This window comes from Pandoraea aquatica (genome assembly GCF_902459565.1).
GTDB lineage: Bacteria > Pseudomonadota > Gammaproteobacteria > Burkholderiales > Burkholderiaceae > Pandoraea > Pandoraea aquatica.
Genome location: NZ_CABPSN010000003.1, coordinates 691,041 through 717,100, shown reverse-complemented (window position 1 = coordinate 717,100; position 26,060 = coordinate 691,041). Strand labels below are relative to the sequence as shown.

24 protein-coding genes are annotated in these 26,060 nt (G+C 63.7%); 18 read left to right on the top strand and 6 right to left on the bottom strand.

What is annotated here, in order from left to right:
* Nucleotides 1–67 precede the first annotated feature (67 nt).
* The gene (locus tag PAQ31011_RS13980) at nucleotides 68–1,342 is read left to right on the top strand and encodes a sigma-54-dependent Fis family transcriptional regulator (protein ID WP_150576358.1); all 1,275 of its coding nucleotides are present in this window, start codon (nucleotides 68–70) and stop codon (nucleotides 1,340–1,342) included.
* 840 nt (nucleotides 1,343–2,182) lie between these two features.
* Nucleotides 2,183–3,343 carry a porin gene (locus PAQ31011_RS13975; protein WP_150576357.1) on the top strand — a complete coding sequence of 387 codons (1,161 nt, stop codon included), beginning with the start codon at nucleotides 2,183–2,185 and terminating at the stop codon, nucleotides 3,341–3,343.
* A gap of 166 nt (nucleotides 3,344–3,509) precedes the next feature.
* Here the strand turns inward: PAQ31011_RS13975 and PAQ31011_RS13970 are convergent, their stop codons facing one another.
* The gene (locus PAQ31011_RS13970; protein ID WP_150576356.1) at nucleotides 3,510–4,958 is read right to left on the bottom strand and encodes a gamma-glutamyl-gamma-aminobutyrate hydrolase family protein; all 1,449 of its coding nucleotides are present in this window, start codon (nucleotides 4,956–4,958) and stop codon (nucleotides 3,510–3,512) included.
* 415 nt (nucleotides 4,959–5,373) lie between these two features.
* Between PAQ31011_RS13970 and PAQ31011_RS13965 the strand changes: the two genes are divergently transcribed.
* Nucleotides 5,374–5,655, top strand: a complete 282-nt coding sequence (locus tag PAQ31011_RS13965; RefSeq protein ID WP_150576355.1) for a YkvA family protein — start codon at nucleotides 5,374–5,376, stop codon at nucleotides 5,653–5,655.
* Between the two features lie 112 nt (nucleotides 5,656–5,767).
* Here PAQ31011_RS13965 and PAQ31011_RS13960 read toward each other — a convergent pair whose 3' ends face one another.
* The 3 genes from PAQ31011_RS13960 to PAQ31011_RS13950 form a co-directional block, all read right to left on the bottom strand.
* On the bottom strand, nucleotides 5,768–6,742 hold the full coding sequence (locus tag PAQ31011_RS13960) for a quinone oxidoreductase family protein (protein ID WP_150576354.1): 975 nt from the start codon (nucleotides 6,740–6,742) through the stop codon (nucleotides 5,768–5,770).
* A 68-nt stretch (nucleotides 6,743–6,810) separates the two neighbouring features.
* A complete protein-coding gene (locus tag PAQ31011_RS13955) occupies nucleotides 6,811–7,224 on the bottom strand; it encodes a methylglyoxal synthase (RefSeq protein WP_150576353.1) in 414 nt (137 codons plus the stop codon).
* A 73-nt stretch (nucleotides 7,225–7,297) separates the two neighbouring features.
* Entirely contained in the window at nucleotides 7,298–8,077 is a 780-nt protein-coding gene (locus tag PAQ31011_RS13950; protein WP_150576352.1) for an SDR family oxidoreductase, read from the bottom strand.
* A 285-nt stretch (nucleotides 8,078–8,362) separates the two neighbouring features.
* On the opposite strand from PAQ31011_RS13950, the gene upp reads away from it, so the two are divergent.
* Nucleotides 8,363–9,013: a uracil phosphoribosyltransferase gene (upp, locus tag PAQ31011_RS13945; RefSeq protein WP_150576351.1), complete on the top strand. Its 651-nt coding sequence runs from the start codon at nucleotides 8,363–8,365 to the stop codon at nucleotides 9,011–9,013.
* A gap of 67 nt (nucleotides 9,014–9,080) precedes the next feature.
* On the opposite strand, the gene PAQ31011_RS13940 is transcribed toward upp, so the two are convergent.
* Both PAQ31011_RS13940 and PAQ31011_RS13935 read right to left on the bottom strand, forming a co-directional pair.
* On the bottom strand, nucleotides 9,081–9,998 hold the full coding sequence (locus tag PAQ31011_RS13940) for a DMT family transporter (protein WP_150576350.1): 918 nt from the start codon (nucleotides 9,996–9,998) through the stop codon (nucleotides 9,081–9,083).
* Between the two features lie 140 nt (nucleotides 9,999–10,138).
* On the bottom strand, nucleotides 10,139–11,770 hold the full coding sequence (locus PAQ31011_RS13935; RefSeq protein ID WP_150576349.1) for a helicase HerA-like domain-containing protein: 1,632 nt from the start codon (nucleotides 11,768–11,770) through the stop codon (nucleotides 10,139–10,141).
* A 301-nt stretch (nucleotides 11,771–12,071) separates the two neighbouring features.
* On the opposite strand from PAQ31011_RS13935, the gene PAQ31011_RS13930 reads away from it, so the two are divergent.
* The 14 genes from PAQ31011_RS13930 (at nucleotide 12,072) to rng (ending at nucleotide 25,931) form a co-directional block, all read left to right on the top strand.
* On the top strand, nucleotides 12,072–12,797 hold the full coding sequence (locus PAQ31011_RS13930; protein WP_039400671.1) for a YebC/PmpR family DNA-binding transcriptional regulator: 726 nt from the start codon (nucleotides 12,072–12,074) through the stop codon (nucleotides 12,795–12,797).
* A 2-nt stretch (nucleotides 12,798–12,799) separates the two neighbouring features.
* Nucleotides 12,800–14,077, top strand: coding sequence for a phosphoribosylamine--glycine ligase (purD, locus tag PAQ31011_RS13925; protein WP_150576348.1), 1,278 nt, complete (start codon nucleotides 12,800–12,802; stop codon nucleotides 14,075–14,077).
* 290 nt (nucleotides 14,078–14,367) lie between these two features.
* A complete protein-coding gene (locus PAQ31011_RS13920) occupies nucleotides 14,368–15,276 on the top strand; it encodes a mechanosensitive ion channel family protein (protein ID WP_150576347.1) in 909 nt (302 codons plus the stop codon).
* A gap of 167 nt (nucleotides 15,277–15,443) precedes the next feature.
* Nucleotides 15,444–16,379 (top strand): oxygen-dependent coproporphyrinogen oxidase, encoded by a 936-nt coding sequence (gene hemF / locus PAQ31011_RS13915; RefSeq protein ID WP_150576346.1) that lies wholly within the window; start codon nucleotides 15,444–15,446, stop codon nucleotides 16,377–16,379.
* A 13-nt stretch (nucleotides 16,380–16,392) separates the two neighbouring features.
* Nucleotides 16,393–17,115, top strand: coding sequence for a nicotinate-nucleotide adenylyltransferase (locus PAQ31011_RS13910; RefSeq protein ID WP_150576345.1), 723 nt, complete (start codon nucleotides 16,393–16,395; stop codon nucleotides 17,113–17,115).
* A gap of 61 nt (nucleotides 17,116–17,176) precedes the next feature.
* A complete protein-coding gene (rsfS, locus tag PAQ31011_RS13905) occupies nucleotides 17,177–17,614 on the top strand; it encodes a ribosome silencing factor (protein ID WP_150576344.1) in 438 nt (145 codons plus the stop codon).
* Between the two features lie 24 nt (nucleotides 17,615–17,638).
* The gene (rlmH, locus tag PAQ31011_RS13900; RefSeq protein WP_150576343.1) at nucleotides 17,639–18,109 is read left to right on the top strand and encodes a 23S rRNA (pseudouridine(1915)-N(3))-methyltransferase RlmH; all 471 of its coding nucleotides are present in this window, start codon (nucleotides 17,639–17,641) and stop codon (nucleotides 18,107–18,109) included.
* 334 nt (nucleotides 18,110–18,443) lie between these two features.
* Nucleotides 18,444–19,775 (top strand): sn-glycerol-3-phosphate ABC transporter substrate-binding protein UgpB, encoded by a 1,332-nt coding sequence (gene ugpB / locus PAQ31011_RS13895; protein WP_150576342.1) that lies wholly within the window; start codon nucleotides 18,444–18,446, stop codon nucleotides 19,773–19,775.
* A gap of 147 nt (nucleotides 19,776–19,922) precedes the next feature.
* On the top strand, nucleotides 19,923–20,819 hold the full coding sequence (gene ugpA, locus PAQ31011_RS13890; RefSeq protein ID WP_150576341.1) for a sn-glycerol-3-phosphate ABC transporter permease UgpA: 897 nt from the start codon (nucleotides 19,923–19,925) through the stop codon (nucleotides 20,817–20,819).
* Entirely contained in the window at nucleotides 20,816–21,661 is an 846-nt protein-coding gene (ugpE, locus tag PAQ31011_RS13885) for a sn-glycerol-3-phosphate ABC transporter permease UgpE (RefSeq protein ID WP_150576340.1), read from the top strand. Before ugpA ends, ugpE begins: the two co-directional genes overlap by 4 nt.
* A 2-nt stretch (nucleotides 21,662–21,663) precedes the next feature.
* The gene (locus PAQ31011_RS13880) at nucleotides 21,664–22,758 is read left to right on the top strand and encodes a sn-glycerol-3-phosphate import ATP-binding protein UgpC (protein ID WP_150576339.1); all 1,095 of its coding nucleotides are present in this window, start codon (nucleotides 21,664–21,666) and stop codon (nucleotides 22,756–22,758) included.
* A 5-nt stretch (nucleotides 22,759–22,763) separates the two neighbouring features.
* Nucleotides 22,764–23,549, top strand: a complete 786-nt coding sequence (gene ugpQ, locus PAQ31011_RS13875; RefSeq protein WP_150576338.1) for a glycerophosphodiester phosphodiesterase — start codon at nucleotides 22,764–22,766, stop codon at nucleotides 23,547–23,549.
* Between the two features lie 272 nt (nucleotides 23,550–23,821).
* Complete coding sequence (locus PAQ31011_RS13870; protein ID WP_150576337.1) at nucleotides 23,822–24,421, top strand: Maf family protein; 600 nt, start codon at nucleotides 23,822–23,824, stop codon at nucleotides 24,419–24,421.
* 40 nt (nucleotides 24,422–24,461) lie between these two features.
* Nucleotides 24,462–25,931 carry a ribonuclease G gene (gene rng / locus PAQ31011_RS13865; protein WP_150576336.1) on the top strand — a complete coding sequence of 490 codons (1,470 nt, stop codon included), beginning with the start codon at nucleotides 24,462–24,464 and terminating at the stop codon, nucleotides 25,929–25,931.
* Nucleotides 25,932–26,060 lie beyond the last annotated feature (129 nt).

The window sequence follows — 26,060 nt, the reverse complement described above, 5'->3', positions numbered from 1 at the left end:
TCAGGAATCGCCAGGCCACAAGCCACCGACGGCGCCCTTTCGTACCAATACGAGAAGGAGACAAGTCATGCCCGCTCACCTCGCTGTAGCGTCCGCCCCCGCTCGACCTGTCGGCCACGCCGCCCCCCTCGGCGCAGCCAGTGCCCATAGTGCCAATACCGCTTTCAACAACATCGCCGCGCTGGCCGAGCTTGCCGAACGTGTCGTACGCGTGCCGGCCGCCACCGCGCCGGCCCCAGCTTCCCGTCAGCTTCGCCCCGACTACCTCGCCATCGACGATCTGTGCGGCACCGACACCCGCATGCGCGATCTGCTCGCGCGCGGCAAGCGCTTCGTCGACCGTGGTCTGCCCGTGCTGATTCTCGGCGAGACGGGGACCGGTAAAGAGTTTCTTGCTCGTGCATTACATGAGTACAGCGAGCGACGCGCACAGGCGTTCGTCGCGATCAATACGGCGTCGTTGCCGGAGCACCTCATCGAGAGCGAGCTGTTCGGCTATCAGCGCGGTGCTTTCTCCGGTGCGTTGCCCGGGGGGATGAAAGGAAAGATGCAGCAAGCCGATGGCGGCACGCTCTTCCTCGACGAAATCGGCGACATGCCGTACGCCATGCAAACGCGTTTGCTGCGCGTGCTATCGGAGCGCGAAGTCACGCCACTAGGGGCGAGTCAGCCAGTGCCGGTCGACGTCCAGCTGATCTGCGCCACGCACCAGGATCTGGCGAGCGCCGTCGCACAAGGCACGTTCCGTGAAGACCTCTACTACCGGATCGCCGTCGGCGTACTGACGCTGCCCACCTTGCGTGAGCGCGATGACAAGCGCGAGCTGATCGCGCGCATGTTGTGCGACGAATGGCCGGACCTACGTGTCGATCAGGCGCTCGCGCGTGTGACGTCCGACGCGCTCACGTGTCTTCTCATGCATGCGTGGCCGGGGAATTTGCGTCAGATGCGCGCGGCATTGCGATATGCGTGCGCCGTGATGAGTGGGGAACGTTTGTGTGTGGACGATCTGCCACCGGAACTCGCGTCATCGCGTGCCTTGCATTCGGCACAACCGGTGATACACGATGAGGAAGCGCGCGACGTTCGTGTGGAGGCAACGGCCTATACCGCCAGCCTTGTTTCGCACACGCAATATCGTGTACACGAAGAAGCACACGCGCCGCACGATCAGGAACGCGAGCGCATTCTGCAAGCGCTCGCGCAGCATCGCTGGAACATTTCTGCGGCCGCGCGCACGCTGGGATTCTGTCGTGCATCGCTGTATCGAAAGCTCAAGCAGTTGAGCATTCCGCATGTTCGCGATTGCGGCGAAGCACTCAGCACGCGGCACTACGCCTAGTTTTCCCAACGCAAAAATCGCGGGCAAAAAAAAGCGCGGCCGATGAGGCCGCGCCAAGGTTTGGAGACTTTTCACTCAACGCAAAAGTCTACTTCTCGCGGAACGTAGTATAGGTGTGCATCCGAAAATCATTGTCATCATTCGACGCAATGAATTATTCGGTGACTCGCAATAGTCCGTAAAACCCCATAAATAAAGGCCTTTTTGGCACGCGCCGATTTCATGCGCTTGCCAACATCTCAGAAATGGCTCAATGCGCGCGAGTACGTGAGCCCCATGACAGTGAGATGGCAGCCCCCTGACACGGCGATGAATCGCTATCTATATAGCGACGTCGCACATCGCAACAACGCACTCACGTCCTCACGGAAATTCACATCGCACGTTTTGCGCGATGCATCGGGTGCGCGATCCCTCACTGTCGTGTGCATTCACTGCGATGGAACTAAACGCGAACATGCGTGTCGCGCGCAAAACCACTGCTGGCAACGCTTCTCGCGCGCTATCACTTGCACACCACACTGTGTCCCGAGCGCAACACACGTCGCTTGCATCGCGATTTCTCGCCTAGGCTTAATCAAGCCAATCCCTTGTCCGACAACGCTTTAGGACGTGCCTCACAGATTCTTTTCATATCTGAAATAGATTCTTGCGGATTCTGAAATAGGCGGGAGTAGCGGTGACTCATACACTGCCCCCTGTCAACAGAGCAGTGCCGATAGCTGTTCGGGTCCGCGAGTGATGAAGCGTGATGAATCGTCACCTCGACATGTTCTGTTTCGCCGCGTTCTGTTTACACGCGAATTCTGCGATTCGTGTCACGTTACTGGAGCTTAAACCATGAAAAAAACTCTTCTTGCCGCTGCCGTCGTCGGCGCGTTCTCGATGACCGCGCACGCTCAAAGCAGCGTCACCCTGTACGGCTTGATCGACGCTGGCGTCGCTTACACGAGCAACTCGACGACGTCGTCGGCTTCGGGTTCGAAGAACTTCCGCGCAACGAGCGGCCTGGTCAACGGCAGCCGTTGGGGCCTGAAGGGCTCGGAAGACCTGGGTGGCGGTAACAAGGCCATCTTCGTGCTGGAAAACGGTTTCTCGATCAACAACGGCACGTCGGGCCAAAACGGCCGCATGTTCGGTCGTCAAGCCTTCGTTGGTCTGCAAAACGACCGCTTCGGCGCTGTGACGATCGGCCGTCAGTACGACTCGCTGGTTGATTACCTGGCACCGCTGACCCTGAACGGTTCGTCGTTCGGCGGCACGATCGCTTCGCACCCGTATGACAACGACAACACGAACAACTCGTTCCGTGTGAACAACTCGGTCAAGTACTCGAGCGCCAACTACAACGGCCTGACGTTCGGCGGCCTGTATGGCTTCTCGAACAAGGCTGGTGACTTCGCCAACAACCGTGCATTCAGCGCCGGCGTGAACTACGCAAACGGCCCGCTGACGGTGGCTGCTGCTTACTTGGAGCGTCAAGGCAATCCGGGTAACAACAACGGCACGGGCGCTGTCGACACGTCGGCAGGCGGTGATTCGGTGTTCCAGTCGTCGAAGCAACGCGTCTGGGGTATCGGTGGTAACTACGCCTTCGGCCCGGCAACGGTCGGCCTGGTGTACACCCACACCCAACTGCAAGGTCTGACGGGTCTGAACTACAACAGCACCGCAGTTGCTTTCGGCAACGACGGCCTGAAGTTCGACAACTTCGAAGTCAACGGTCGCTACATGCTGACCCCGGCAGTCTCGCTGTCGGCCGCGTACACGTACACGATGGCCAAGCAAGATTCGACGGACAAGAAGCCGAAGTTCCACACCGTTACGCTGCAAGCTGACTACCGTCTGTCGAAGCGCACCGATGTGTACCTGACGGGTTCGTACCAGCACATCTCCGACAACGAAGGCACGGGCCTCCAAGCCGGTGTCGGCGCTGCCGGCGGTATGTCGTCGACCAGCTCGCAAACCGTTGTGGGCACGGGCATCCGTCACCGCTTCTAAGCATCGAAGTGGCGCGAGCACCGACAGTCGTATCGCGGTGCTCCTGACATGAAAATGGCAGCCTTCGGGCTGCCATTTTTCATTGCACAAACGGATTGCCTCAACGCTAGGACGCTACAACGGCTACGACGCTGCGTCGAACAGCGCCGCCCGTCGGCGCGTCACATCAGAAGCGCGTCTCGCGTGCTGCACGCAGGAAGTTATCCAGCACCGGCGTGCAATCCAGAAACTCCGGTCCGCCTGCGCGGTGGAATTCCGGGTGCCACTGCAAGCCCATCACGAACGGCGCCTTGCGGTAGCGAATCGCCTCCACCACACCGTCTTCCGCACACACCGCCTCCACGCTCAGATCGCGCCCCAGTGTCTTGACCGACTGGTGGTGAATCGAGTTGACGATCGGCACATCGACCGGCGCCAGCATCTGCGCGAGCGACGAACCTTCCGGGAACGTCAACGTGTGACGATTGTGTTCGTACGTTTCCGTGACGTGCGGGATCGCTTCGGGCAAATCCGTCGCAATGTCCTGATGCAACGTGCCGCCGAACGCCACGTTGATCAGTTGGCAGCCACGGCACACACCGAGAATCGGCTTGCCCTGCTCGACGAACTCATGGAGCAATTCGAGTTCGTACATATCGCGCATGCGGTCGCCTTGCCATTCGTGACGCGTCGCCACTTCCGAATAGGTCAGCGGCGAGACGTCCGCCCCTCCCTGCAAGACGAGCCCATCGAGGTGCTTCGCGTAATCGTGCAAACGGATGTGGCTCGGGTGAAGCAAGCCTTGCGTGTCCACCGTCGGGATCATGAAGACGAGTACGTCGCGCGACATCACCCAGTGGGCAATCGACTCTTCGAGGTATTGCAGCGTTTTGCTGCGCAATCCCTTCGAACCGGGCTCCGGATGGAAGATACGGGCCGAGATGCCGATCTTCAGCGTGCGTTGCGTGATGCGTTGACCCGCGCGGTCGTACCAGGCACGGAAGCGCGCGGACATGATCCGGCGCAGCACCGACCACGGCGAATCGCCCGCCTGCAAGTACGACGGCTGACCGCCCATCGACGCCGGACTGCCCGGACGTGGCCCGGTTGCGCCGAACGACGGCTGATGCGGCGGCTCGCCACCGCCTGCGCCACCACCTGCGCCACCACCTGCACCTCCCGCACCACCTGCGGCACCTGCCCCCGTCTCGCCGATGTTGCCTCCGGCACTCCCCACACCGGCTGCCTTCACGTCGTCGCCCGATTTGGGAACGGGTGAGCCGATCGGATTGCGGTCGGAAGCCACTTCGGCCGCCGAGGCGGGCGCGGCGGGCTTGGCGGCTGACGCACCGGACGTCGGCACCTCAGCCTTCGAATCGTCGGATCCATCCGATCGCGCCGCGCTGGCCACTTCGGAAGGCGGTGCGGGACGCGTCAACGTGTCGGGATTGGGCGGCATATCGCCGGAACCTTCGGCCGTACCGGCGACGGGCTTTGCCGTGGGGCGCGGCGTCGCAGGCGACGCGGGCTCCACATACTCGGACGAACCTGTCGTCGGCGAGGTTGCGCTCTTACTCGTATCGGATTCGGGCTTGGACGGATGCTGCGGCGATTTCGGATCTTGAGCGTCGGTCATGATGGCGTTTGGATGCGTCCGAAAAAAGTGGACGAAGGGGGAAAGTAGGATTGACCACGTCGGCCCGGGAATTATCCCGCCGCCACAATCCCGCCGCAACCGCTATCCCAGACAGCCCATTTCTGCGCGGCCCGCGACGCCAGCGCCGCAATCGCCCGCTCCCACCCACCTCCCCTCCCTTTCCGCGCCTCGATGAAACCGTCCCGGCCGCACGATGTCTTAGTTCATTGTTACGCATGAGATGCATGCCAGCGGCGGTTGAACGAGGCTCGGCACGCAACACCCCGATTGCGTATAATCGAGACAAATTGCGCGATATTCACTCAACATTGAACGACGTTCGTGTCGATTGGGTGAAATCGCCTTTTGGCGCCCTGGGCTTCCCGGCGGGCGCATTGGTACCAGGAGTTAGCAAGTGAAGCGTTTTCTTCGTCTGTGGCAAATCGCCCGCCATGACTTCCGCGTGCTCTGGCATGCGGCCCGCGACCCGCGCCGTCCGCGCTGGCTGTTGCCTGCTGTGGTGCTGCTCGCGGTCTATCTGCTCAGTCCCATCGATCTGATTCCCGATTTCGTGCCGGTGTTCGGTTTGCTCGACGACGTGGTCGTGATCGGCATGGTGGTCCACTGGATCATCAAGCGCCTGCCGGTCGATGTGCGCGAGGACGCACGCGCGCATGTTTTCACCCAGCGAGCCTGATACCCGCTGCCCTGCTAACGGGCACGCATCGCAGAAAACGAAAAAGGACGCCGAAGCGTCCTTTTTCATTGGCATCGCGCAATACGTGCGATAGGTCCGATAAGTGCGCGGCTCAGGGCATCAGCAACGTCGACCCGGTGGTCTTGCGCGCTTCGAGATCGCGGTGCGCCTGCGCGACGTCGGTCAGCGCATAACGCTGATTGACCTCGATCTTGACCGTGCCCTTGCCGACGACGTCGAACAACTCGCCCGCCGTAGCGTCCAGATCGGCGCGCTTGGCGGTGTAGTTGAACAGCGTGGGGCGCGTGAAGAACAGCGACCCGCGCGACACCAGATCCGACGTGTTGATTTGCGTGACAGGGCCGGACGCGTTACCGAAGTTCACCATCGTGCCCAGCGGACGCAGGCAGTCGAGCGAACCGATGAAGGTGTCTTTGCCGATGGAGTCGTACACGACCGGCACGCCTTCGCCGCCCGTAATCTCCTTCACACGCTCGACGAAGTTCTCGCGGGTATAGACGATCGCGTGATCGCAGCCGTGCTGACGTACCAGCGCGGCCTTCTCGTCCGAGCCGACCGTGCCGATCACCGTCGCGCCCAGCGCCTTCGCCCACTGACACACGATCAGCCCCACGCCACCGGCGGCGGCGTGAATCAGAATGGTGTCCCCGGCCTTGACCGGATACGTGCGACGCAGCAGGTACTGCGCTGTCATGCCTTGCAGCATCATGGCGGCGGCCTGATCGTCGCTGATGTTATCGGGCACACGCACCAGCGGTGCGGCGGGCATCACGCGCGCTTGCGAGTATGCGCCGCACGGACGGCTCGCGTAAGCCACGCGGTCGCCGGGCTTCACGTGCGTCACGCCCTCGCCCACGGCTTCGACCACACCAGCGGCTTCCATGCCGAGACCGGCGGGCAGCGGCTGCGGATACAACCCCGTGCGGAAGTAGACGTCGATGTAGTTCAGCCCGACGGCGTTATGGCGCACACGCGCCTCCCCCGGACCGGGCTCCCCGACTTCGACATCGACCCACTTCATCACTTCGGGGCCGCCGTTCTGTTCGATGCGAATGGCTTTGGTCATGGTTGTCTTCCTCGCTCCTTTCTATCTGGGTAGTGTCTTGCCGCGGCGGGACTCTCAGTGCCTGTCGATCACGCCGAGGGCTGTGCGGCCAGTCGCACGATCAACTGTTCGAGCAGCAGACGCGCCGTCGAGCTGTTGGTCGCGCACGGTACGTTGTGCACGTCGCAAGCGCGCACCAATGCGTTGATATCGGGTTCGTGAGGCTGCGGCGTCATGGGGTCACGCAGGAACAGCACCATGTCCACACGTCCCTCGGCCAGTTGCGCGCCGATCTGCAAGTCGCCGCCGTGCGGGCCGGAGAGCATGCGCTCGACGTCGAGACCGAGTTCCGTGGCGATGCGCCCGCCTGTCGTGCCCGTCGCGACGAGCTGGCACTGACGCAATACCTCGACGTAGTCGCGAGCGACCGCGAGGATCTCGTCCTTCTTCTTGTCGTGCGCGATCAGCGCAATTCTTACCTTGGGTACCGTCGAAACCGTCATGAATGCGAGTCCTGGGTGCTGATGAGTTCAGTGAGTGCGGTCAATGCGATGGCGGGATGCACCGCGGCGTGGCTCAGAACGTGCCGGGGTAAGCGCCGCCGTCGATCAGCACGTTCTGTCCGGCAATGTAGCCCGCGTGCGCGCTGCACAGGAAAGCGCAGGTCGCGCCGAACTCCTCGGGCTGGCCGAAGCGGCGCGCCGGCACTGCGGCAGCGCGCTTGCTGCGCGTGTCCTCGACGCTCTGACCGCTCTTGGCCGCCGACGCCTTCAGGGTTGCCGTCAGACGATCCGTGTCGAACGCGCCCGGCAGCAGATTGTTGATGGTGACGTTATGCGACACGGTGGTGCGCGCCAACCCGGCGACAAAGCCCGTCAGCCCGGAACGCGCGCCGTTGGACAGTCCGAGAATGTCGATGGGGGCCTTCACGGCGGACGACGTGATGTTCACGATGCGCCCGAAGCCGCGCGCAATCATGCCGTCGACCGTGGCCTTGATCAGTTCGATGGGGGTGAGCATGTTGGCGTCGAGCGCGCGAATCCAGTCGTCGCGCTGCCAGTCACGGAAGTCGCCCGGGGGCGGACCGCCCGCGTTCGTCACGAGGATGTCGGGCTGCGGGCACGCCGCGAGCGCCTGTGCGCGGCCTTCCGGCGTGGTGATGTCGCAGGCCACGGCGGTCACGTTCACGCCGGTGGCCGCACGGATGTCGGCTGCGGCGGCGTTCAGTGCGTCGGCTGTGCGCGCCACGATCACGACGTTGACGCCAGCTTCGGCCAGCGCTTGCGCACACGCGCGTCCCAGCCCCTTGCTCGCACCGCACACCAGCGCGGTGCGGCCCTTGATTCCCAGATCCATGTTCTGCCTTCAAGACAAGTGATGCGTTGGTCGTTGGCCGCTTTTCATCGTCGTGCAGCCGTCTTGCAGCCGTCTTGCAGCGATTCTAAGGGAATCGTGGGAACGCTGCTGTGACGTTACTTCGCGCACGCTAAACCGGGCGAATCGCCATCGGGATTTCCGCCCTGATTTGGGGTGACCGAGATCGAAACTCGGACCGCCATCGCCCGCATCGGCTAAAATCGCGGCCATGCGACGCCGACCCGGTCATACCGACCGGGCGGCCCCAGCCCCAAATTGCCTGCCATGAAACAAGACACCCGATTCCCGAACCTCTTCATCTGCGATCACCCGCTGATTCAGCACAAGCTTTCGCACATGCGCGACAAGGAAACGTCGACGCGCACGTTCCGCGGCCTGCTGCGCGAGATCACGCTGCTCATGGGTTATGAGATCACGCGCGACCTGCCGCTCACGACCGAGCGCATCGACACGCCGATGGTCGAGATGGACGCCCCCGTCATCGCGGGCAAGAAGCTCGCCATCGTGCCCGTGCTGCGCGCCGGCGTCGGCATGAGCGACGGACTGCTCGATCTGGTGCCGTCCGCACGCGTCGGCCATATCGGCGTGTATCGCGACGAGCAGCATCGTCCGGTCGAATACCTCGTGCGCCTGCCCGACGTAGCCGACCGCCGCTTCATCCTGTGCGATCCGATGGTCGCGACCGGCTACTCGGCCGTGCACGCTGTCGACGTGCTGATCAAGCGCGGCGTCACGCCCGAGAACATCGCGTTCCTCGCCCTCGTGGCCGCGCCGGAAGGCGTGAAGGTGCTGCTCGACGCGCATCCGGGCGTGAAGCTCTACGTCGCTTCGCTCGATGAACGTCTGGACGACCACGCATACATCATTCCGGGTCTCGGCGACGCAGGCGACCGCCTGTTCGGCACCAAGAACTGATGAAGCGATACGTTGATTAAAAAAGCCCCGGTCCTGCCGGGGCTTTTGCTTTGTGGGCGCATCTTACTTATGCCGCCTTGCGTCGCGTCGCCATCGCCACGCCGACGGCTGCCAGCACCATCCCCGCCCACGCCAGCGGCGGCATGTGTTCCCCGACCATGAGCCACGCCGCGAGCGCCGCCGAGGGCGGCACGAGGAAGAACAGCGCCGATACGCGCGACGCCTCACCGCGCCGGATCATCGCCAGCAGCAACGAGATCGCGATGATCGAATTGCCGATTACCAGATAGACGAGCGTCAGACCGAGTTGCCACGTCCACGCGACGTGCATCGGTTCGAGCCACCATGCGAGCGGCAGCGTCGCCGCGAAACCGACGAAGTACTGCACCAGATTCGACGTCACCGGGTGCTGGCCCACACCGAAGCGCTTTTCGTACAGCGTGCCGCATGTGATCGCGCCCAGTGCGACGAACGTCAATAACAGCCCGACGGCGGACGTCGCCTCCACCGCCGAGCGCGCCACGATCACCAGCGCCGCCCCCGCCAGTCCCAGACCGAGCCCGATCCAGTTCAGGCCACTCACGCGCTCGCCTACGAGATGCGGCACCGCCAGCGCCACGAGAATCGGTTGCAGCGACGTGATCAGCGCCACGCTCCCCGCCGACACGCCGAGTCGCAGCGCCAGATATGTCATGCTGAAATACAGCGCCTGAATCAGCAGACCGATGACGATGAGATGCCCCCACGCGGCGGCCGTCTTCGGCAACGGCGGACGCATCACGACCGCGAGCGGCGCGAGCACCACGAGCACCAGCCCGTAGCGCAACGCCAGGAACGTCAGCGGATCGGCGTACTCCAGACCGATCTTGGCAACGGTGAAACCGACGGACCACAGGAACAGAAAGATGAGCGGCGCAGCGCGCAGCCACAGCGGATCGTGTGCGACACCGGTTCGCACCGGCTCCAGCGAAGATTTGAGGGACATCGGCGAGTGAGCGACCTTTTATTGTTTGACGGGAACCGGATCTGCAGCACGGGCAAAGAAGACGCGAGAAGCAAGAAACAAACGCAAGAAAACGCGGGCGCGCAACACAGTGCACGCCCACATCAGCATCAGTATCCGCCTTACCGGCGCTTGTTGCCGCCCAGGATGCTGCCCAGCACGCCGCGCACGATTTCGCGTCCGAGCTGACTGCCGACGGTACGCATCGTGCTCTTGACCATCGCCTCGACGGGCGAGTCCTTGCTCCGTGACCCGCTACCGCCCAGCAGGCCGCCGAGGGAGTCTAGCCAGCCGCCGCCTCCGCCAGCCCCACCGGCGGGTGCGCCGCCCGTTGGCGCAGGCGTGCCGTCCGGCTGACGTTCCTGCGTGCGGCCCACGAGCTTCTCGTACGCCGATTCGCGGTCGACCGCGTTTTCGTACACGCCCGCGACGAGCGAGCTGGCCATCAGCGCAGCGCGCTCCTGCGGTGTGATCGGCCCGATACGCGACGCGGGCGGCGAGATGTAGGCACGCTCGGTCACCGCCGGACGCCCCTTCTCATCGAGCAGCGACACGAGCGCCTCACCGACGCCCAGTTCGCCGATCACCGTCTCGATATCGAGCGACGGATTGGCGCGCATCGTCTGCGCGGCGACCTTCACCGCTTTCTGATCCCGCGGCGAATAAGCGCGCAGCGCATGCTGCACGCGGTTGCCCAACTGGCCGAGCACCGTATCGGGCACATCGACCGGGTTCTGCGTCACGAAGTACACGCCCACACCCTTCGAACGAATCAACCGGACCATCTGTTCGATACGTTCGAGCAAAGGCTTCGGCGCTTCGTTGAACAACAGATGCGCCTCGTCGAAGAAGAAGACGAGCTTCGGCTTGTCGGGGTCGCCAACTTCCGGCAGTCGCTCGAACAGCTCCGCGAGCAGCCACAGCAGGAACGTGGCGTAGATACGCGGGGCGGCCAGCAGCTTGTCCGCCGCAAGAATGTTGACGATGCCGCGTCCCTGCGCGTCCGTCTGCATGAAGTCTTCGATGTTGAGCATCGGCTCGCCGAAGAACTTGTCCGCCCCTTGTTGCTCCAGCGTAAGCAACCCGCGCTGGATCGCCCCGACCGACGCGGCCGAGATATTGCCGTACTGCGTGGTGAAGTTCGACGCGTTGTCGCCCACATGCTGGAGCATGGCGCGCAGATCCTTGCTGTCGAGCAGCAGCAGACCGTTGTCGTCGGCGATCTTGAAGACGAGGTTGAGCACACCGGTCTGCGTCTCGTTCAGGCCCAGCAGGCGGGAGAGCAGCAGCGGCCCCAGATCCGAGATGGTGGCGCGCACCGGGTGGCCTTGTTCGCCGAAGACGTCCCACAGCGTGGCAGGACTGCCGTGCCAGTCGGGCGTGTCGAAGCCGAGGCTGGCGATGCGTTCCTTGAGCTTGGGCGTCTCGACGCCGGGCTGCGTGATGCCCGTCAGGTCGCCTTTGACGTCCGCCAGGAAGACGGGCACGCCAATGTCTGAAAACGCTTGGGCGATGACTTGCAGTGTGACGGTCTTGCCGGTGCCGGTCGCGCCGGTGATGAGCCCGTGGCGGTTGCCCATTGCGGGCAGCAGACCGAGCAGGTGCTGCGCGTTGCGCGCGATCACCAGCCCTTCACTGGACTCGTGAGCGGAACTCGTTGAAGCAGCGGATGTTGCGGGGGTGGCGACGGCAGGAACGGGATCGGCTGGGGTCGCGGTGGACGACGCTTGCGACGGCACGGGCTTCTTGGGCATGAGCGACCTCTGCGGTAGACGCGGCGCGGCTCGTGACACGGCGCAGCAAACACCCGTGGCACGGTGCGGCGGCATGATAAAATTGCCTCCGATTATAGCGGCACAGGTTGCCGCTCGGACTGCACCGCCCCGAAATGCCCCACGTGACCGACAGGATCCGTGCGAGACGACGGGGCGGCGAGGCAATCGGCGCCCGCGACCCAATGGTGGCGGGCGCTCCCGTTTCAACGGTTGGCCGCGCCGGACTGCGCAGGCCGGCAGAGCATACTTCGCCGCTCAGTGCGGCACGACGGAGAAATTCATGGCGGGTCATAGCAAATGGGCCAACATCAAGCACAAGAAGGCTGCGGCAGATGCCAAGCGCGGTAAAGTCTGGACACGTCTGATCAAGGAAATCACGGTCGCAGCCCGTCTGGGCGGCGGTGACGCCGACAGCAACCCGCGCCTGCGTCTGGCCGTCGAAAAGGCTGCCGACGCGAACATGCCCAAGGACAACGTCAAGCGCGCGATCGATCGCGGCGTAGGCGGTCTGGACGGCGCGAACTACGAAGAAATCCGCTACGAAGGCTATGGCATCAACGGCGCAGCCGTGATCGTCGACACCATGACGGACAACCGTGTGCGTACGGTGGCCGAAGTGCGTCACGCCTTCTCGAAGTTCGGCGGCAATATGGGCACCGACGGCTCGGTCGCGTTCCTCTTCACGCATTGCGGTCAGTTCCTTTTCTCGCCGGAAACCCCGGAAGACAAGCTGATGGAAGTGGCGCTCGACGCCGGTGCAGACGACGTCATCACCAATGAAGACGGCAGCTTCGAAGTGATCTGCCCGCCCAACGACTTCCAGTCCGTCAAGGACAAGCTCGAAGCCGCAGGCCTGAAGGCAGAAGTCGCCGAAGTGACGATGAAGCCGCAAACCGAAGTGGAATTCACCGGCGACGACGCCGTGAAGATGCAAAAGCTGCTCGACGCGCTCGAAAACCTCGACGACGTGCAGGAAGTGTTCACCAACGCCGTCATCGGGGAATAAGCATGAAGATCATGGTTGTCGGCTCGGGCGGCCGCGAACACGCGCTCGCGTGGAAGCTTGCCCAATCGCCGCGTATTCAACTGGTCTATGTCGCACCGGGTAACGGCGGCACGGCGCTCGACGAGCGCCTGCGCAACGTGCCGATCAGCGATCCGAACGTGCTCGCCGAATTCGCCGCACGCGAAGGCATCGCGCTGACGGTCGTCGGCCCTGAAACGCCGCTTGCCGCCGGTATCGTCAACATCTTCCGCGCCCGTGGCCTGAAGATCTTCGGACCGACCAAGGAAGCCGCGCAGCTCGAATCGTCGAAGGACTTCGCCAAGGCGTTCATGAAGCGTCACGGCATTCCGACCGCCGATTACGAAACGTTTGCTGACGCAGCCGCCGCGCACGCTTACATCGACGCCAAGGGCGCACCGATCGTCATCAAGGCCGACGGTCTGGCCGCCGGCAAGGGCGTGGTCGTGGCGATGTCGCTGGAAGAAGCGCACAACGCCGTCGACATGATGCTCGCGGACAACAAGCTCGGCGACGCCGGTGCCCGCGTGGTGATCGAGGAATTCCTGCAAGGCGAGGAAGCCAGCTTCATCGTGATGGTCGACGGCAAGAACGTGCTGCCGTTGGCCACGTCGCAGGATCACAAGCGTTTGCTGGACAACGATCAGGGCCCGAACACGGGCGGCATGGGCGCTTACTCGCCCGCGCCGATCGTCACGCCGCAGATTCACGCGAAGGTGATGCGCGAGATCATCATGCCGACGGTGCGCGGCATGGAGACCGACGGCATCCGCTTTACGGGCTTCCTCTACGCCGGTCTGATGATCGACGCCGACGGCAACGTCAAGACGCTCGAATTCAACTGCCGCATGGGCGACCCGGAAACGCAGCCGATCATGGCGCGTCTGAAGGGCGACTTCTCGGTGGTGGTCGAGCACGCGATTGCGGGCACGCTCGACAAGATCGAACTCGACTGGGATCGCCGTTACGCGCTGGGTGTGGTGCTCGCCGCTCACGGCTACCCGGACACGCCGCGCAAGGGCGACCGCATCTCGGAAGTCCCGGCAGAGACCAACGAATGCGTGACGTTCCATGCAGGCACGCAGCTCGAAGACAACGTGCTCAAGGTCACGGGCGGACGTGTGCTGTGCGTGGTCGGCCTGTCGGACACCGTGCGCGGCGCGCAAAGCGTGGCGTACCAGACCGTCAATCAGATCAACTTCGACGGCATGCAGTATCGCCACGACATCGGCAACCGCGCACTGGCGCGCAAGCCGGAATAAGACGTCAGCGTCCGGTACTTTCGCCATTTAAGCCGGATCGCTTCACCACGGCCCGGGGAACCTCGCGTTCCCCGGGCCGTAGTCTTTTGAGCCAGCCGCTTGCGTCATCAGCGCTGCGTCAGGCGCTGGGCTGCCTCACATCTTCACTCCTCCACGATTGACAAGCGCGGGCCAACTTGGCACGCTGGCGTCGCGTGACATCGAAGGTTTACCCTGAGAGCGCGCGGCCGGCCAGCCCCGGCGGCATTCATGCAGTTTTCCCGACAGACCCTCGCTCGACGGAGACTTACATGTTCGACCTCGATAAGCTGGTCAACGATTATCTGGTGCCGTTCGGCCTGAAGATCGTGATGGCCGTCGTCATCTGGATCATCGGTGGCATCGTCATCAATCTGCTGGCACGACTCGTTCGCAGCGCGATGAATCGCCGCCACATCGATCCCACCCTCGTTCGCTATACCGAATCGACGATGCGCATTGCCTTGCGTATCGCCCTGATCCTTTCCATTCTCAGTGTCTGCGGCATCGAAACGACGTCGTTCGCGGCGCTGCTTGCTGCCGCAGGTATCGCCATCGGCGCCGCCTGGTCCGGGCTGCTGTCGAATTTCGCGTCAGGCATCTTCCTCATCGTGCTGCGTCCGTTCAAGTCCGGCGACATGATCAGCGCGGGTGGCGTGACGGGCGTGGTCGACGAGATCGGCCTGTTCGTCACCACGCTCACGACGCCGGACAACCTGCGCGTGTACGTCGGCAACACGAAGGTGTTCGGCGACAACATCACCGTGTACGACGCCAACGCCTTCCGGCGCGTGGACCTCACGGCACAGCTCGCGCACACGGTCGACCTGAACGACGCCGTAGCCCGCCTGAAGGCCCGCGTCGCGCAGATTCCCAACGTGGTCGAGAAGCCGGGCGTGGACGTCGAGATTCTCGAGTTCAATCCGTCCGGGCCGGTGCTCGCGGTGCGCCCTTACTGCCACAACCGCGACTACTGGCAGGTCTACTTCGACACCAACAAGGCGATTGCCGAAGTCGGCGGCACGGCCCACTGGCCGGTGCCCGCCACACGGCAGATCCTCATGCCCCCGCCGGGCGTGGCCGGGCCGGCGGCCGGCGGCACCAGCGCCGTGCCCCCCATCGTGCCGGGCGCGGGTGGCACCGCACCTGCCGGGACACTGCCGAACGCACCGGCCCCCTGACCCCGCCGGGCGCGACATCCTTTGATTCAGCTTTGATTCAGCTTTGATTCAGGTCATTCGGGCGGCACCGGAACGCGGCGCCGCCCGCCCGCGGCTGCCCTCGTGCCGGTACAATCGCGGATAAAACCGCAATTTGCATACACAGACCACGCAAGGGACGTCACAGAATGACAGCGCAAGACACCGCACCGGCGCCGGACACGGGCGCGGTACGCACGTATCTTCTCGGGCTTCAGGACCGCATTGTCGAGACGCTGGAGCGCCTGGACGGCAAACGCTTCGTCGTCGACGACTGGCAGCGTCCGGCGGACGGCGCGCTGCGTGGCGACGGCCGCACCCGCGTGCTCGACGACGGCGACTTCTTCGAGCGCGGCGGCGTCAACTTCTCCCATGTGATCGGCGACAAGCTGCCCGCGTCGGCCAGCGCCTCACGGCCTGAACTGGCCGGACGCGGCTTCGAAGCGCTCGGCGTCTCGCTGGTCCTGCATCCGCGCAATCCGTACTGCCCCACGGTGCACTTCAACGTGCGCATTCTGATCGCTACCGCGCCGGGCGAGCTGCCCGCGTTCTGGTTCGGCGGCGGCATGGATCTCACGCCGTACTACGCACACGAAGAAGACTGCCAACACTTCCATCAGACGTGCAAGAACGCGCTCGATCCGTTCGATACCACGTGGTATCCGCGCTTCAAGACGTGGTGCGACGAGTACTTCTATCTGAAGCATCGTCAGGAACCGCGCGGCATCGGCGGCATCTTCTTCGACGACTTCTCCGGCGGCGGCTTCGACACGGGCTTCGCCGTCATGCAAAGCGTGGGGGACGCGTTCCTCGACGCGTACGTGCCCATCGTCGAGCGCCGTCGTGGCATGCCGTATGGCGAGCGCGAACGCGATTTTCAGGCGCATCGCCGCGGCCGCTACGTCGAATTCAATCTGGTCTGGGACCGTGGCACGCACTTCGGCCTGCAATCGGGCGGACGCACCGAGTCGATTCTGATGTCGATGCCCCCGATCGTGAAATGGCACTACGACTGGAAGCCTGAGCCGGGCACGCCCGAAGCAAAGCTCTACACCGACTTCCTCGTGCGCCGCGAGTGGGTGTAAAGGCTCTGCGCGCATGACCGTCACTTCACCTGCACAGCAAGCTAACCCGGCCACCCCAGCGCCCAAGCGTATTGGCGTGCTCGGCGGCACGTTCGATCCGATCCACACGGGCCATCTCGCGCTCGGCGCGCTGTTCGCACGCACGCTGGCACTGGACGAACTGGTGCTGATGCCCGCCGGGCAGCAGCCGCAGAAGCAAGGCAGCACGGCGGCCGAGCATCGGCTGGCGATGACCCGGCTCGCCGCACAGGGGCTGGCGGCCGAGCTGGCCGTCACGCATCCGTCGACGCAAGTGATCGTCAGCACGCGTGAGATCGAGCGTGCCGGGCCGAGCTACACCGTCGATACCTTGCGGGAAATGCGGCAGGACGCCGGACCCGACGCGTCGCTCTCGCTGCTCATCGGCTCGGACCAGTTGGTGCGGCTCGACACCTGGCACGCGTGGCGCGAACTGTTCGATTACGCCCATGTTTGTGCGGCGGCGCGGCCCGGTTTCAGTCGCGAGACCGCGTCCCCGGAACTGCGTCAGGTCTTCGGGGAACGGGAAAAGTCCGCGCTCGGGGTACAATCCACGCCATGCGGCGGCATCCTGATCGACGACTCACTGGCCGTCGACATCTCCGCCACCGAGTTGCGCGCCATGCTGGCGCACGCGCGAGACACCGTCACACCCCCGGCAAACCTGCCCGAACCCGTGTGGCAGTACATCCGCACGCAACACCTGTACCGCGCCTGACGGCCCTACGGCAACTGCCGGGCCGCTATCTCGCACCCCTGTTTCACCAAATAGACGCACTATGGATATTCGTAAACTTCAGCGCCTGATCGTCGACGCCCTCGAAGACGTCAAGGCCCAGGACATCAAGGTGTTCAACACCGAACACCTCACCGCCCTGTTCGAGCGCGTGATCATCGCGAGCGGCACGTCCAACCGCCAGACCAAGGCACTCGCCGCGAGCGTGCGCGACAAGGTCAAGGCCGCCGGCGGCGACATCGTCAGCATGGAAGGCGAAGACGTGGGCGAATGGGTGCTGGTCGACACCGGCGACGCCATCGTGCACATCATGCAGCCGGCCCTGCGCCAGTACTACAACCTCGAAGAAATCTGGGGCGAGAAGCCCGTCCGCCTGAAGGCTGCCGGCACCAAGGCCGGTGTGAAGGCCAGCGCGGAAGAGGAAGACGAGGAAGACGCGCCCGCTGCCCCGGCACCGGCCCGTCGCAAGACCAGCAAGTAAGACGCCGCGCGCGACACTGCCGACATGCGTCTGTTCATTCTCGCAGTCGGGCACAAGATGCCCGGCTGGATCGAGACCGCCTTCGCCGAGTACGCCAAGCGCATGCCCCCCGAGCTGCGCATCGAACTCAAAGAAATCAAGCCGGAGCAGCGCTCCAACTCCCGTACGGCCGAGACGGTCATGGCTGCCGAAGCGCAACGCATCGACGCGGCGCTGCCACGCGGCTGCCGTCTCGTGTGTCTGGACGAGCGTGGGCAGGATCTCACCACCATGCGTCTGGCTCAGTCGCTCACCGTCTGGCAACAGGACGGCCGCGACGTGGCCTTCGTGATCGGCGGTGCCGACGGGCTCGACCCGGCGCTCAAGTCGCGCGCCGACACCCTCATCCGCCTGTCCAGCCTCACCCTGCCGCACGGCATGGTGCGCGTGCTCCTCGCTGAGCAGCTCTACCGCGCGTGGAGCATCAACGCCAATCACCCCTACCATCGGGTCTGACGGCGTGCTGTCGACGGGACGGCAGGCAACCTGGTGTTGCGTCCGCCGTCCTTGTATGACAAAAAAATAAGTCATCCATAAGTCACAAACGCTTTTTGCGGTGCAACGCAACGTTGTGCCGGACCGTCGATGCCCCGTCGGGCCTTGCTGGCCGGGGCACTTCACGTGGTGTCAATCCCCCCGTTGCACTCGCGTGCAACACGCGTTGTGCGCTGCGAATGGAAAAATCACAACGACGTGTTAGTCTACGCGGCGCTACAGTTCGCACCGCGAACAAGTAGGGTCCACTCACACAATCAGACCCTTGACTTCTCGTGAACCCCCGGAGATTGGCATGAAGCAACCTTCCCTGCGCACGTTCGCCCTCGCTGGCGTTGGCGCCGCACTGGCACTCGGCATGAGCACGTCGGCCCTGGCCGCCACGGAAATCCAATTCTGGCATTCGATGGAATCGGCCCTCGGCGATCGCGTCAACCAGATCGCAGCCGACTTCAACGCATCGCAAAGCGACTACAAGATTGTCCCGATCTACAAGGGCAACTACGAGCAAGGGCTGGCCGCAGGGATCGCCGCGTTCCGCGCCGGCAACGCACCGGCCATTCTTCAGGTGTACGAAGTGGGCACCGCCACGATGATCGGCGCCAAGAAGGCCGTGAAGCCCGTGTGGCAAGTCATGAAGGACGCCGGTGAGCCGTTCGACGAAAAGGCCTTCGTGCCCGCCATCGCCGGTTACTACGCCGACGGCAAGACCAACCACCTGATCTCGATGCCGTTCAACAGCTCGACGCCGGTGCTGTACTACAACAAGGACGCCTTCAAGAAGGCCGGCCTCGATCCGAACAAAGCGCCGAAGACGTGGGCCGATGTGAAGGCCGACGCCGAGAAGCTGAAGGCCTCGGGCATGTCGTGCGGCTTCACGATGGGCTGGCAAGGCTGGACGCAGCTCGAAAACTACAGCGCATGGCACGCCCTGCCGTTCGCCACGAAGGACAACGGCTTCGGCGGCCTCGACGCCAAGCTGGAATTCAACGGCCCGCAGCAGGTCAAGCACATCCAGTTCCTGGCCGACATGGCCAAGGAAGGCACGTTCACGTACGTGGGCCGCAAGGATGAAGTGACCTCGAAGTTCTACAGCGGCGACTGCGGTATCGCCATGACGACGTCGGGCGCGCTCGCCAACATCGGCAAGTACGCCAAGTTCAGCTACGGCGTGGGCATGATGCCGTACGACGCCGACGTGAAGGGCGCACCGCAAAACGCCATCATCGGCGGCGCCAGCCTGTGGGTGCTCGCCGGCAAGTCGGCCACCGAGTACAAGGGCGTGGCCAAGTTCCTGAACTACCTCGCCTCGCCGGCCGTGGCCGCCAAGTGGCACCAGGACACCGGCTACCTGCCGGTCACCAAGGCCGCTTACGAGCTGACCGAGAAGCAAGGCTTCTACGCGAAGAACCCGGGTGCCGACACGGCCATCAAGCAGATGCTCAACAAGGACCCGCTGCCGTTCACGCGCGGTCTGCGTCTGGGCAACATGCCGCAGATCCGTACGGTGGTCGACGAGGAACTCGAAGGCGTGTGGAGCGGCAAGCAAACGCCTAAAGCCGCGCTCGACAAGGCTGTGGAACGCGGTAACGACCTCCTGGCCCGTTTCGCGAAGCAAGGCAGCTAAGCCATTCTCAACGTTCGATGAACGCACGATGACACGCGCAATGCCGGGGCTTTTCCTGCATTTGCGGCGTGCATCGTGACGTTACAATGACACCTTCCCGGCTCGCGTGATACGCGGGCCGGTTTGGTTTTTTTCGGTCACTACGTTATGGCGCAAAACTCCAGAGAACGCCCCCGCTTCGGCACCGGCTGGCTGCCCTACGCGCTTGTCGCGCCGCAGCTCATCATCACGGCCCTGTTCTTCCTTTGGCCTGCGGGCGAAGCCCTGTGGCAATCCACGTCGACGCAAGACGCCTTCGGCCTGTCGAGCGAATTCGTCGGGCTCGACAACTTCACCTCGCTGTGGGGTGATTCGCTCTATCTCGCGTCGTTCCGCACGACGATGATTTTCAGCGGACTGGTCACCGTCTGCGGACTGGTCATCTCGTTGTTGCTCGCGGCGATGGCCGACCGGGTCACGCGCGGCAAGCGCCTCTATCAGACGCTGCTGATCTGGCCGTACGCCGTGGCACCGGCCATTGCCGCCGTGCTGTGGGCCTTCCTCTTCAACCCGAGTATCGGCCTGGTCACCTACGGCCTGGCGAAGGTCGGCATCGAGTGGAACCACGCCCTGAACGGCGGACAGGCGATGTTCCTCGTCGTGCTCGCGTCGATCTGGAAGCAGGTCAGCTACAACTTCCTGTTCTTCTACGCCGGTTTGCAGGCGATTCCGCGCTCGCTCGTGGAAGCCGCCGCGATTGACGGCGCAGGCCCGATCCGACGCTTCTTCGGGCTGGTACTGCCGCTGATTTCGCCGACGACGTTCTTCCTGCTCGTGGTCAACCTCGTGTACTCGTTCTTCGACACCTTCCCGGTGATCGATGCGGCCACCGGCGGTGGTCCGGGCCAGTCGACCATGACGCTGATCTACAAGATCTACTCGGAAGGCTTCAAGGGGCTCGACCTCGGCAGCTCGGCTGCCCAGTCGGTGGTGCTGATGGTCATCGTCATCGTGCTCACGGTCGTGCAGTTCCGATTCATCGAACGCAAGGTGCAATACGCATGATCGAGAACCGTCGCGGCCTGGATATTTTCTGCCACGTCATGCTGATAATCGGCGTGCTGCTGGTGGTCTTTCCGCTCTACGTGGCGTTCGTCGCCGCCACCATGAACGAGAGCGAAGTCTTCAACGTTCCCCTGTCGCTCATTCCGAGCACCCACCTGCTCGAGAACTTCTCGACGGTGTGGAGCGCGGGCACCGGCAATGCCGCCATGCCTTTCGGTCTGATGCTCGGCAACAGTCTGTTCATGGCACTGGTCGTCACCATCGGCAAGATTTCGGTGTCGATCCTGTCGGCCTTCGCCATCGTGTATTTCCGCTTCCCGCTGCGGAATCTGTTCTTCTGGCTCATCTTCGTCACGCTGATGCTGCCGGTCGAAGTGCGGATTTTCCCGACGGTGCAGGTGATTTCGAGCCTCGGGCTCATCAACAGCTACGCCGGTCTGACGATCCCGCTGATCGCCTCGGCCACGGCCACGTTCCTGTTCCGTCAGTTCTTCATGACGCTGCCGGACGAACTCGTCGAAGCCGCACGCATCGACGGCGCGGGCCCGATGCGCTTCTTCTTCGACGTGGTGCTGCCGCTGTCGAAGACGAACATCGCGGCGCTGTTCGTCATCACCTTCATTTACGGCTGGAATCAGTACCTGTGGCCGATTCTGGTGACGAATGCACCGGAAATGACCACGGCGGTCGTGGGTATCAAGAGCATGATCGGCAGCGGGGACACCGCTACCCAATGGCAACTCGTCATGAGCGCTACGTTGCTCGCCATGCTGCCGCCGCTCGCGGTGGTACTGCTGATGCAACGCTGGTTCGTGCGTGGTCTGGTCGATTCGGATAAGTAATCATGGCAAATCTCAAACTCCATAGCGTCAAGAAAACCTACGACCAGAACAACTACGTGCTGCACGGTGTCGACATCGACATCGAAGACGGCGAGTTCGTGGTCATCGTCGGTCCCTCGGGTTGCGGCAAGTCGACGCTGTTGCGCATGGTCGCCGGCCTCGAATCGGTGAGCGAAGGCAGCATTCTGATCGGCTCGCAGGTCGTCAATCAGTTGGAACCGAAGGATCGCAACATTGCGATGGTGTTCCAGAACTACGCGCTGTATCCGCACATGGACGTGCGTCAGAACATGTCGTACGGCCTGAAGATTCGCGGCATCGACAAGCAGGCCATCGAAGAGCGCGTGCTCGCGGCGGCGCGCATTCTGGAACTCGAACCCCTGCTCGCACGCAAGCCGCGTGAACTCTCGGGCGGTCAGCGTCAGCGCGTGGCCATGGGCCGTGCCATCGTGCGCGAGCCGGCCGTGTTCCTGTTCGACGAACCGCTCTCGAACCTCGACGCCAAGCTGCGCGTACAAATGCGTCTGGAAATTCAGCGTCTGCATAAGCGCCTGAAGACGACGAGCCTGTACGTCACGCACGATCAGGTCGAAGCCATGACGCTGGCCGATCGCGTGATCGTCATGAACAAGGGCTACGCCGAGCAGATCGGCACGCCGACCGACGTCTACGAGCGTCCGGCGTCGTTGTTCGTGGCGAGCTTCATGGGTTCGCCCGCAATGAACCTGCTCAAGGGCCGGGTCGACGCGGAAGGCCGTACGTTCGAAGTCGACGGCGGCCCGGCGCTGCGTCTGCCTCCCACGAGCATGGCCCACGCAGGGCGCGAACTGGTGCTCGGCGTGCGTCCGGAGCATCTGGTGCCTGCCGAACAGCAGAACGGGCTGGGCGCGTTCGCCGCACAAACCAACATCACCGTCGATCAGCTCGAACTGCTCGGCGCGGACAACCTGCTGCACGGCCGCTGGGGCGAGCAAAACCTGACGGTGCGCCTGCCGCACGAACTGCGTCCGGCGGCCGGGACCGTCATGCCGCTGGCCATCTCCGCCAAGGCGCTGCACCTGTTCGACCCGTCGACGGGCAAGCGGGTGGAAGCATGAGCGGCATGAGCTCAGACCCGGCAACCGCCCATTTGTGGCGAGACTGGCCGTATCCGCGCATCGTCTCGCATCGCGGCGGCGGCAAGCTCGCGCCGGAGAACACGCTGGCCGCCTTCGAGATGGGCGCATCGCTCGGCCTGCAAATGGTCGAATTCGACGCCAAGCTCTCGGCGGATAACGTCGTCTTCCTGCTGCACGACGACACCGTCGATCGCACCAGCAACGGCCACGGCGCGGCGGCGCAAATGACCTACGCCGAGATCGAAAAGCTCGACGCCGGTAGCTGGTTCGGCGCGGACGGTCGCTTTGCAGGCCAGACGATGCCGACGCTGGCGCAGGTGGCCGAGCGTTGTCAGGCGCTGGGACTCGCGGCGAACGTCGAGATCAAGCCGTGCCCGGGACGCGAAGCCGAGACGGGCACGTTGGTGGCGCAGGCCGTCAAGGCGCTGTGGGCCGGTCAGGCCCAGCCGCCCCTGCTCTCGTCGTTCTCCTATGAGGCCCTCGAAGCGGCGGCCGCTGCCGTGCCGGAACTGCCGCGCGGCATGCTGTACGAGGCCGTGCCGGCCCACTGGCGCGAAGATGCCCGCAAGTTGGGTACCGTCACGCTGCATGCGAGCCATAAGCATCTCGACGGCCCGCAAGTCGCCGAGATCAAAGCCGCCGGGCTGCATATGCTCGTCTACACGGTCAACGAGCCGGCCCGCGCCCGCGAACTGGCCGCGTGGGGTGTGGACGCCATCTGCACCGACCGCATCGACCTGATCGGCGCAGACTTCCTCGCCGACCTCTGAGCGGCAGAGGGACGTCAGGGCTATCGGGGACGTCCCCGCGCCTTGCGCGCCCCCGGTCGCCCTGGCACCCCGATCACGCCTGAAAGTCCCCGATCGCACGCATTTCCCTTGAAAAACGGCACCCGCCGGTCGCTGCCGCATGGTGGCGGGCGGGGTCGCAAGGCGGCATAATAGGGCGTTCCCCTCGCCCAGCCCATCCAGCGGCCCGGTGCGCGCGCTGCAATTTTCTGCAAAGCCGTGTGCCGGGCTGGACGAATTCAAGCCAAGCCGCCATGCCGTACATCTACCTCGCTTCGCAAAGCCCCCGCCGTCAGGAACTGCTGCAACAACTCGGCGTTCGTTTCGAGTTGCTGCTGCCTCATGCCGACGAGGACGCCGAAGCGCTCGAAGCCGTGCTGCCCGGGGAGCCGCCCGATGACTATGTGCAGCGCGTCACGCGCGCCAAGGCCGAAGCGGCGGTGGCCCGTCTGGCACGCGCCGGACTGCCTGGCGCGCCGATCCTGACGGCCGACACGACCGTCTGTCTCGACGGCACCATTCTCGGCAAGCCGTTCGACGACGCCGACGCCTGTGCCGTCCTCGCCCGTCTGTCGGGCACCCGTCACCGTGTGCTCACCGCCGTAGCGGTCTGTGCCGACGGACAGATTCATCAGGCCGTCAACATCTCGCACGTGTGGTTCCGGCCGTTGCGCCGCGAGGAGATCGAGCGCTACGTCGCCTCGGGAGAACCGAAAGGCAAGGCGGGCGCTTATGGTATTCAGGGGAAAGCCGCCGAATTTGTGATGCGTATCGACGGCAGCTACTCCGGCATCATGGGACTGCCGCTTTGCGAAACCGCCGCGCTGTTGCGTCAGGCGGGCGTCGACTTCTAACGTATCTAGCCCCGCGCATTTCGAGTCTGGTCGACAATCTATGAACGAAGACATTCTGGTCAATATCACGCCACAGGAAACCCGTGTGGCGCTTATGCAGCTCGGCGCTGTGCAGGAACTGCACATCGAGCGCACGCTCTCGCGCGGTCTGGTCGGCAACATCTATCTGGGTAAGGTCGTGCGCGTGCTCCCGGGCATGCAGTCGGCCTTCATCGATATCGGGCTGGAGCGCGCGGCGTTTCTGCATGTGGCCGATATCTGGCATCCGCGTACCAATAACGACACCTCCGTGCCGCATCCGCAGCCGCCCATCGAGAAGACGGTTTTCGAAGGACAGACGCTGATGGTTCAGGTCATCAAGGACCCGATCGGCACGAAGGGTGCGCGCCTCTCGACGCAGATCAGCATCGCCGGTCGCACGCTCGTCTATCTGCCGCAGGAGCCGCATATCGGCATCTCGCAGCGGATCGAGAGCGAGGCCGAGCGTGAGGCGCTGCGCAGCAAGATTCAGGCACTGGTGCCCGCCGACGAGAAGGGCGGCTTCATCGTGCGTACGATTGCAGAAGACGCCGCCGACGCCGAACTTGCCAACGACATCGCCTATCTGCGCAAGTCATGGCAGACGATTGGCGAGCAAAGCACGCGCGTGCCCGCCCCCGCGCTGCTGTATCAGGATCTGAATCTGGCCCAGCGCGTGCTGCGCGACTTCGTGCATGAAGAGACGGGCAAGATCCTTGTCGACTCGCGCGAGACGTATCAGAAGCTGGCCGAGTTTGCGACGATCTACACGCCCGCCGTACTCGGCAAGCTCACGCACTACACGGGCGAGCGTCCGCTGTTCGATCTGTACAACGTCGAGACGGAAATCGAGCGTGCGTTGTCGCGTCGCGTCGATCTGAAGTCCGGTGGCTATCTGATGATCGACCAGACCGAAGCGATGACGACCATCGACGTGAACACCGGCGGCTACGTCGGTGCGCGCAACTTCGACGACACGATCTACAAGACCAACCTGGAAGCGGCGCTGATGATTGCGCGCCAGTTGCGGCTGCGCAATCTGGGCGGGATCATCATCATCGACTTCATCGACATGGAGAGCGCCGATCATCGCGACTCCGTGCTATCGGAGCTGAAGAAGGCGCTCGCACGCGACCGCACGCGCATCACGGTAAATGGCTTTTCGCAGTTGGGTCTGGTGGAGATGACCCGCAAGCGCACGCGCGAATCGCTCGCGCACGTGCTGTGCGAACCGTGTGCCGTGTGTCAGGGCAAGGGACAAGTCAAGACGCCGCGCACGCTGTGCTATGACATCCTGCGCGAGATTCTGCGCGAATCGCGCCAGTTCAATCCGCGCGAGTTCCGCCTGATCGCCTCGCAGGAAGTCGTCGATCTGTTCCTCGAAGAAGAGTCGCAGCACCTCGCGATGCTGATCGACTTCATCGGCAAGCCGATCTCGCTTCAGGTCGAATCGTCGTTCCATCAGGAACAATACGACATTATTCTGATGTAAAGCCGCATCAGTCCCCGGCCCTGCATCGCTCGTAGCACTCGGGCGGCAGGGCCCGCCCCTCCGCCCCCTCCCTCCCCTTCCCCGCCGTCCTTTCCCAAGCTTGCACGCACCTCGCCACGCTCACTTGTG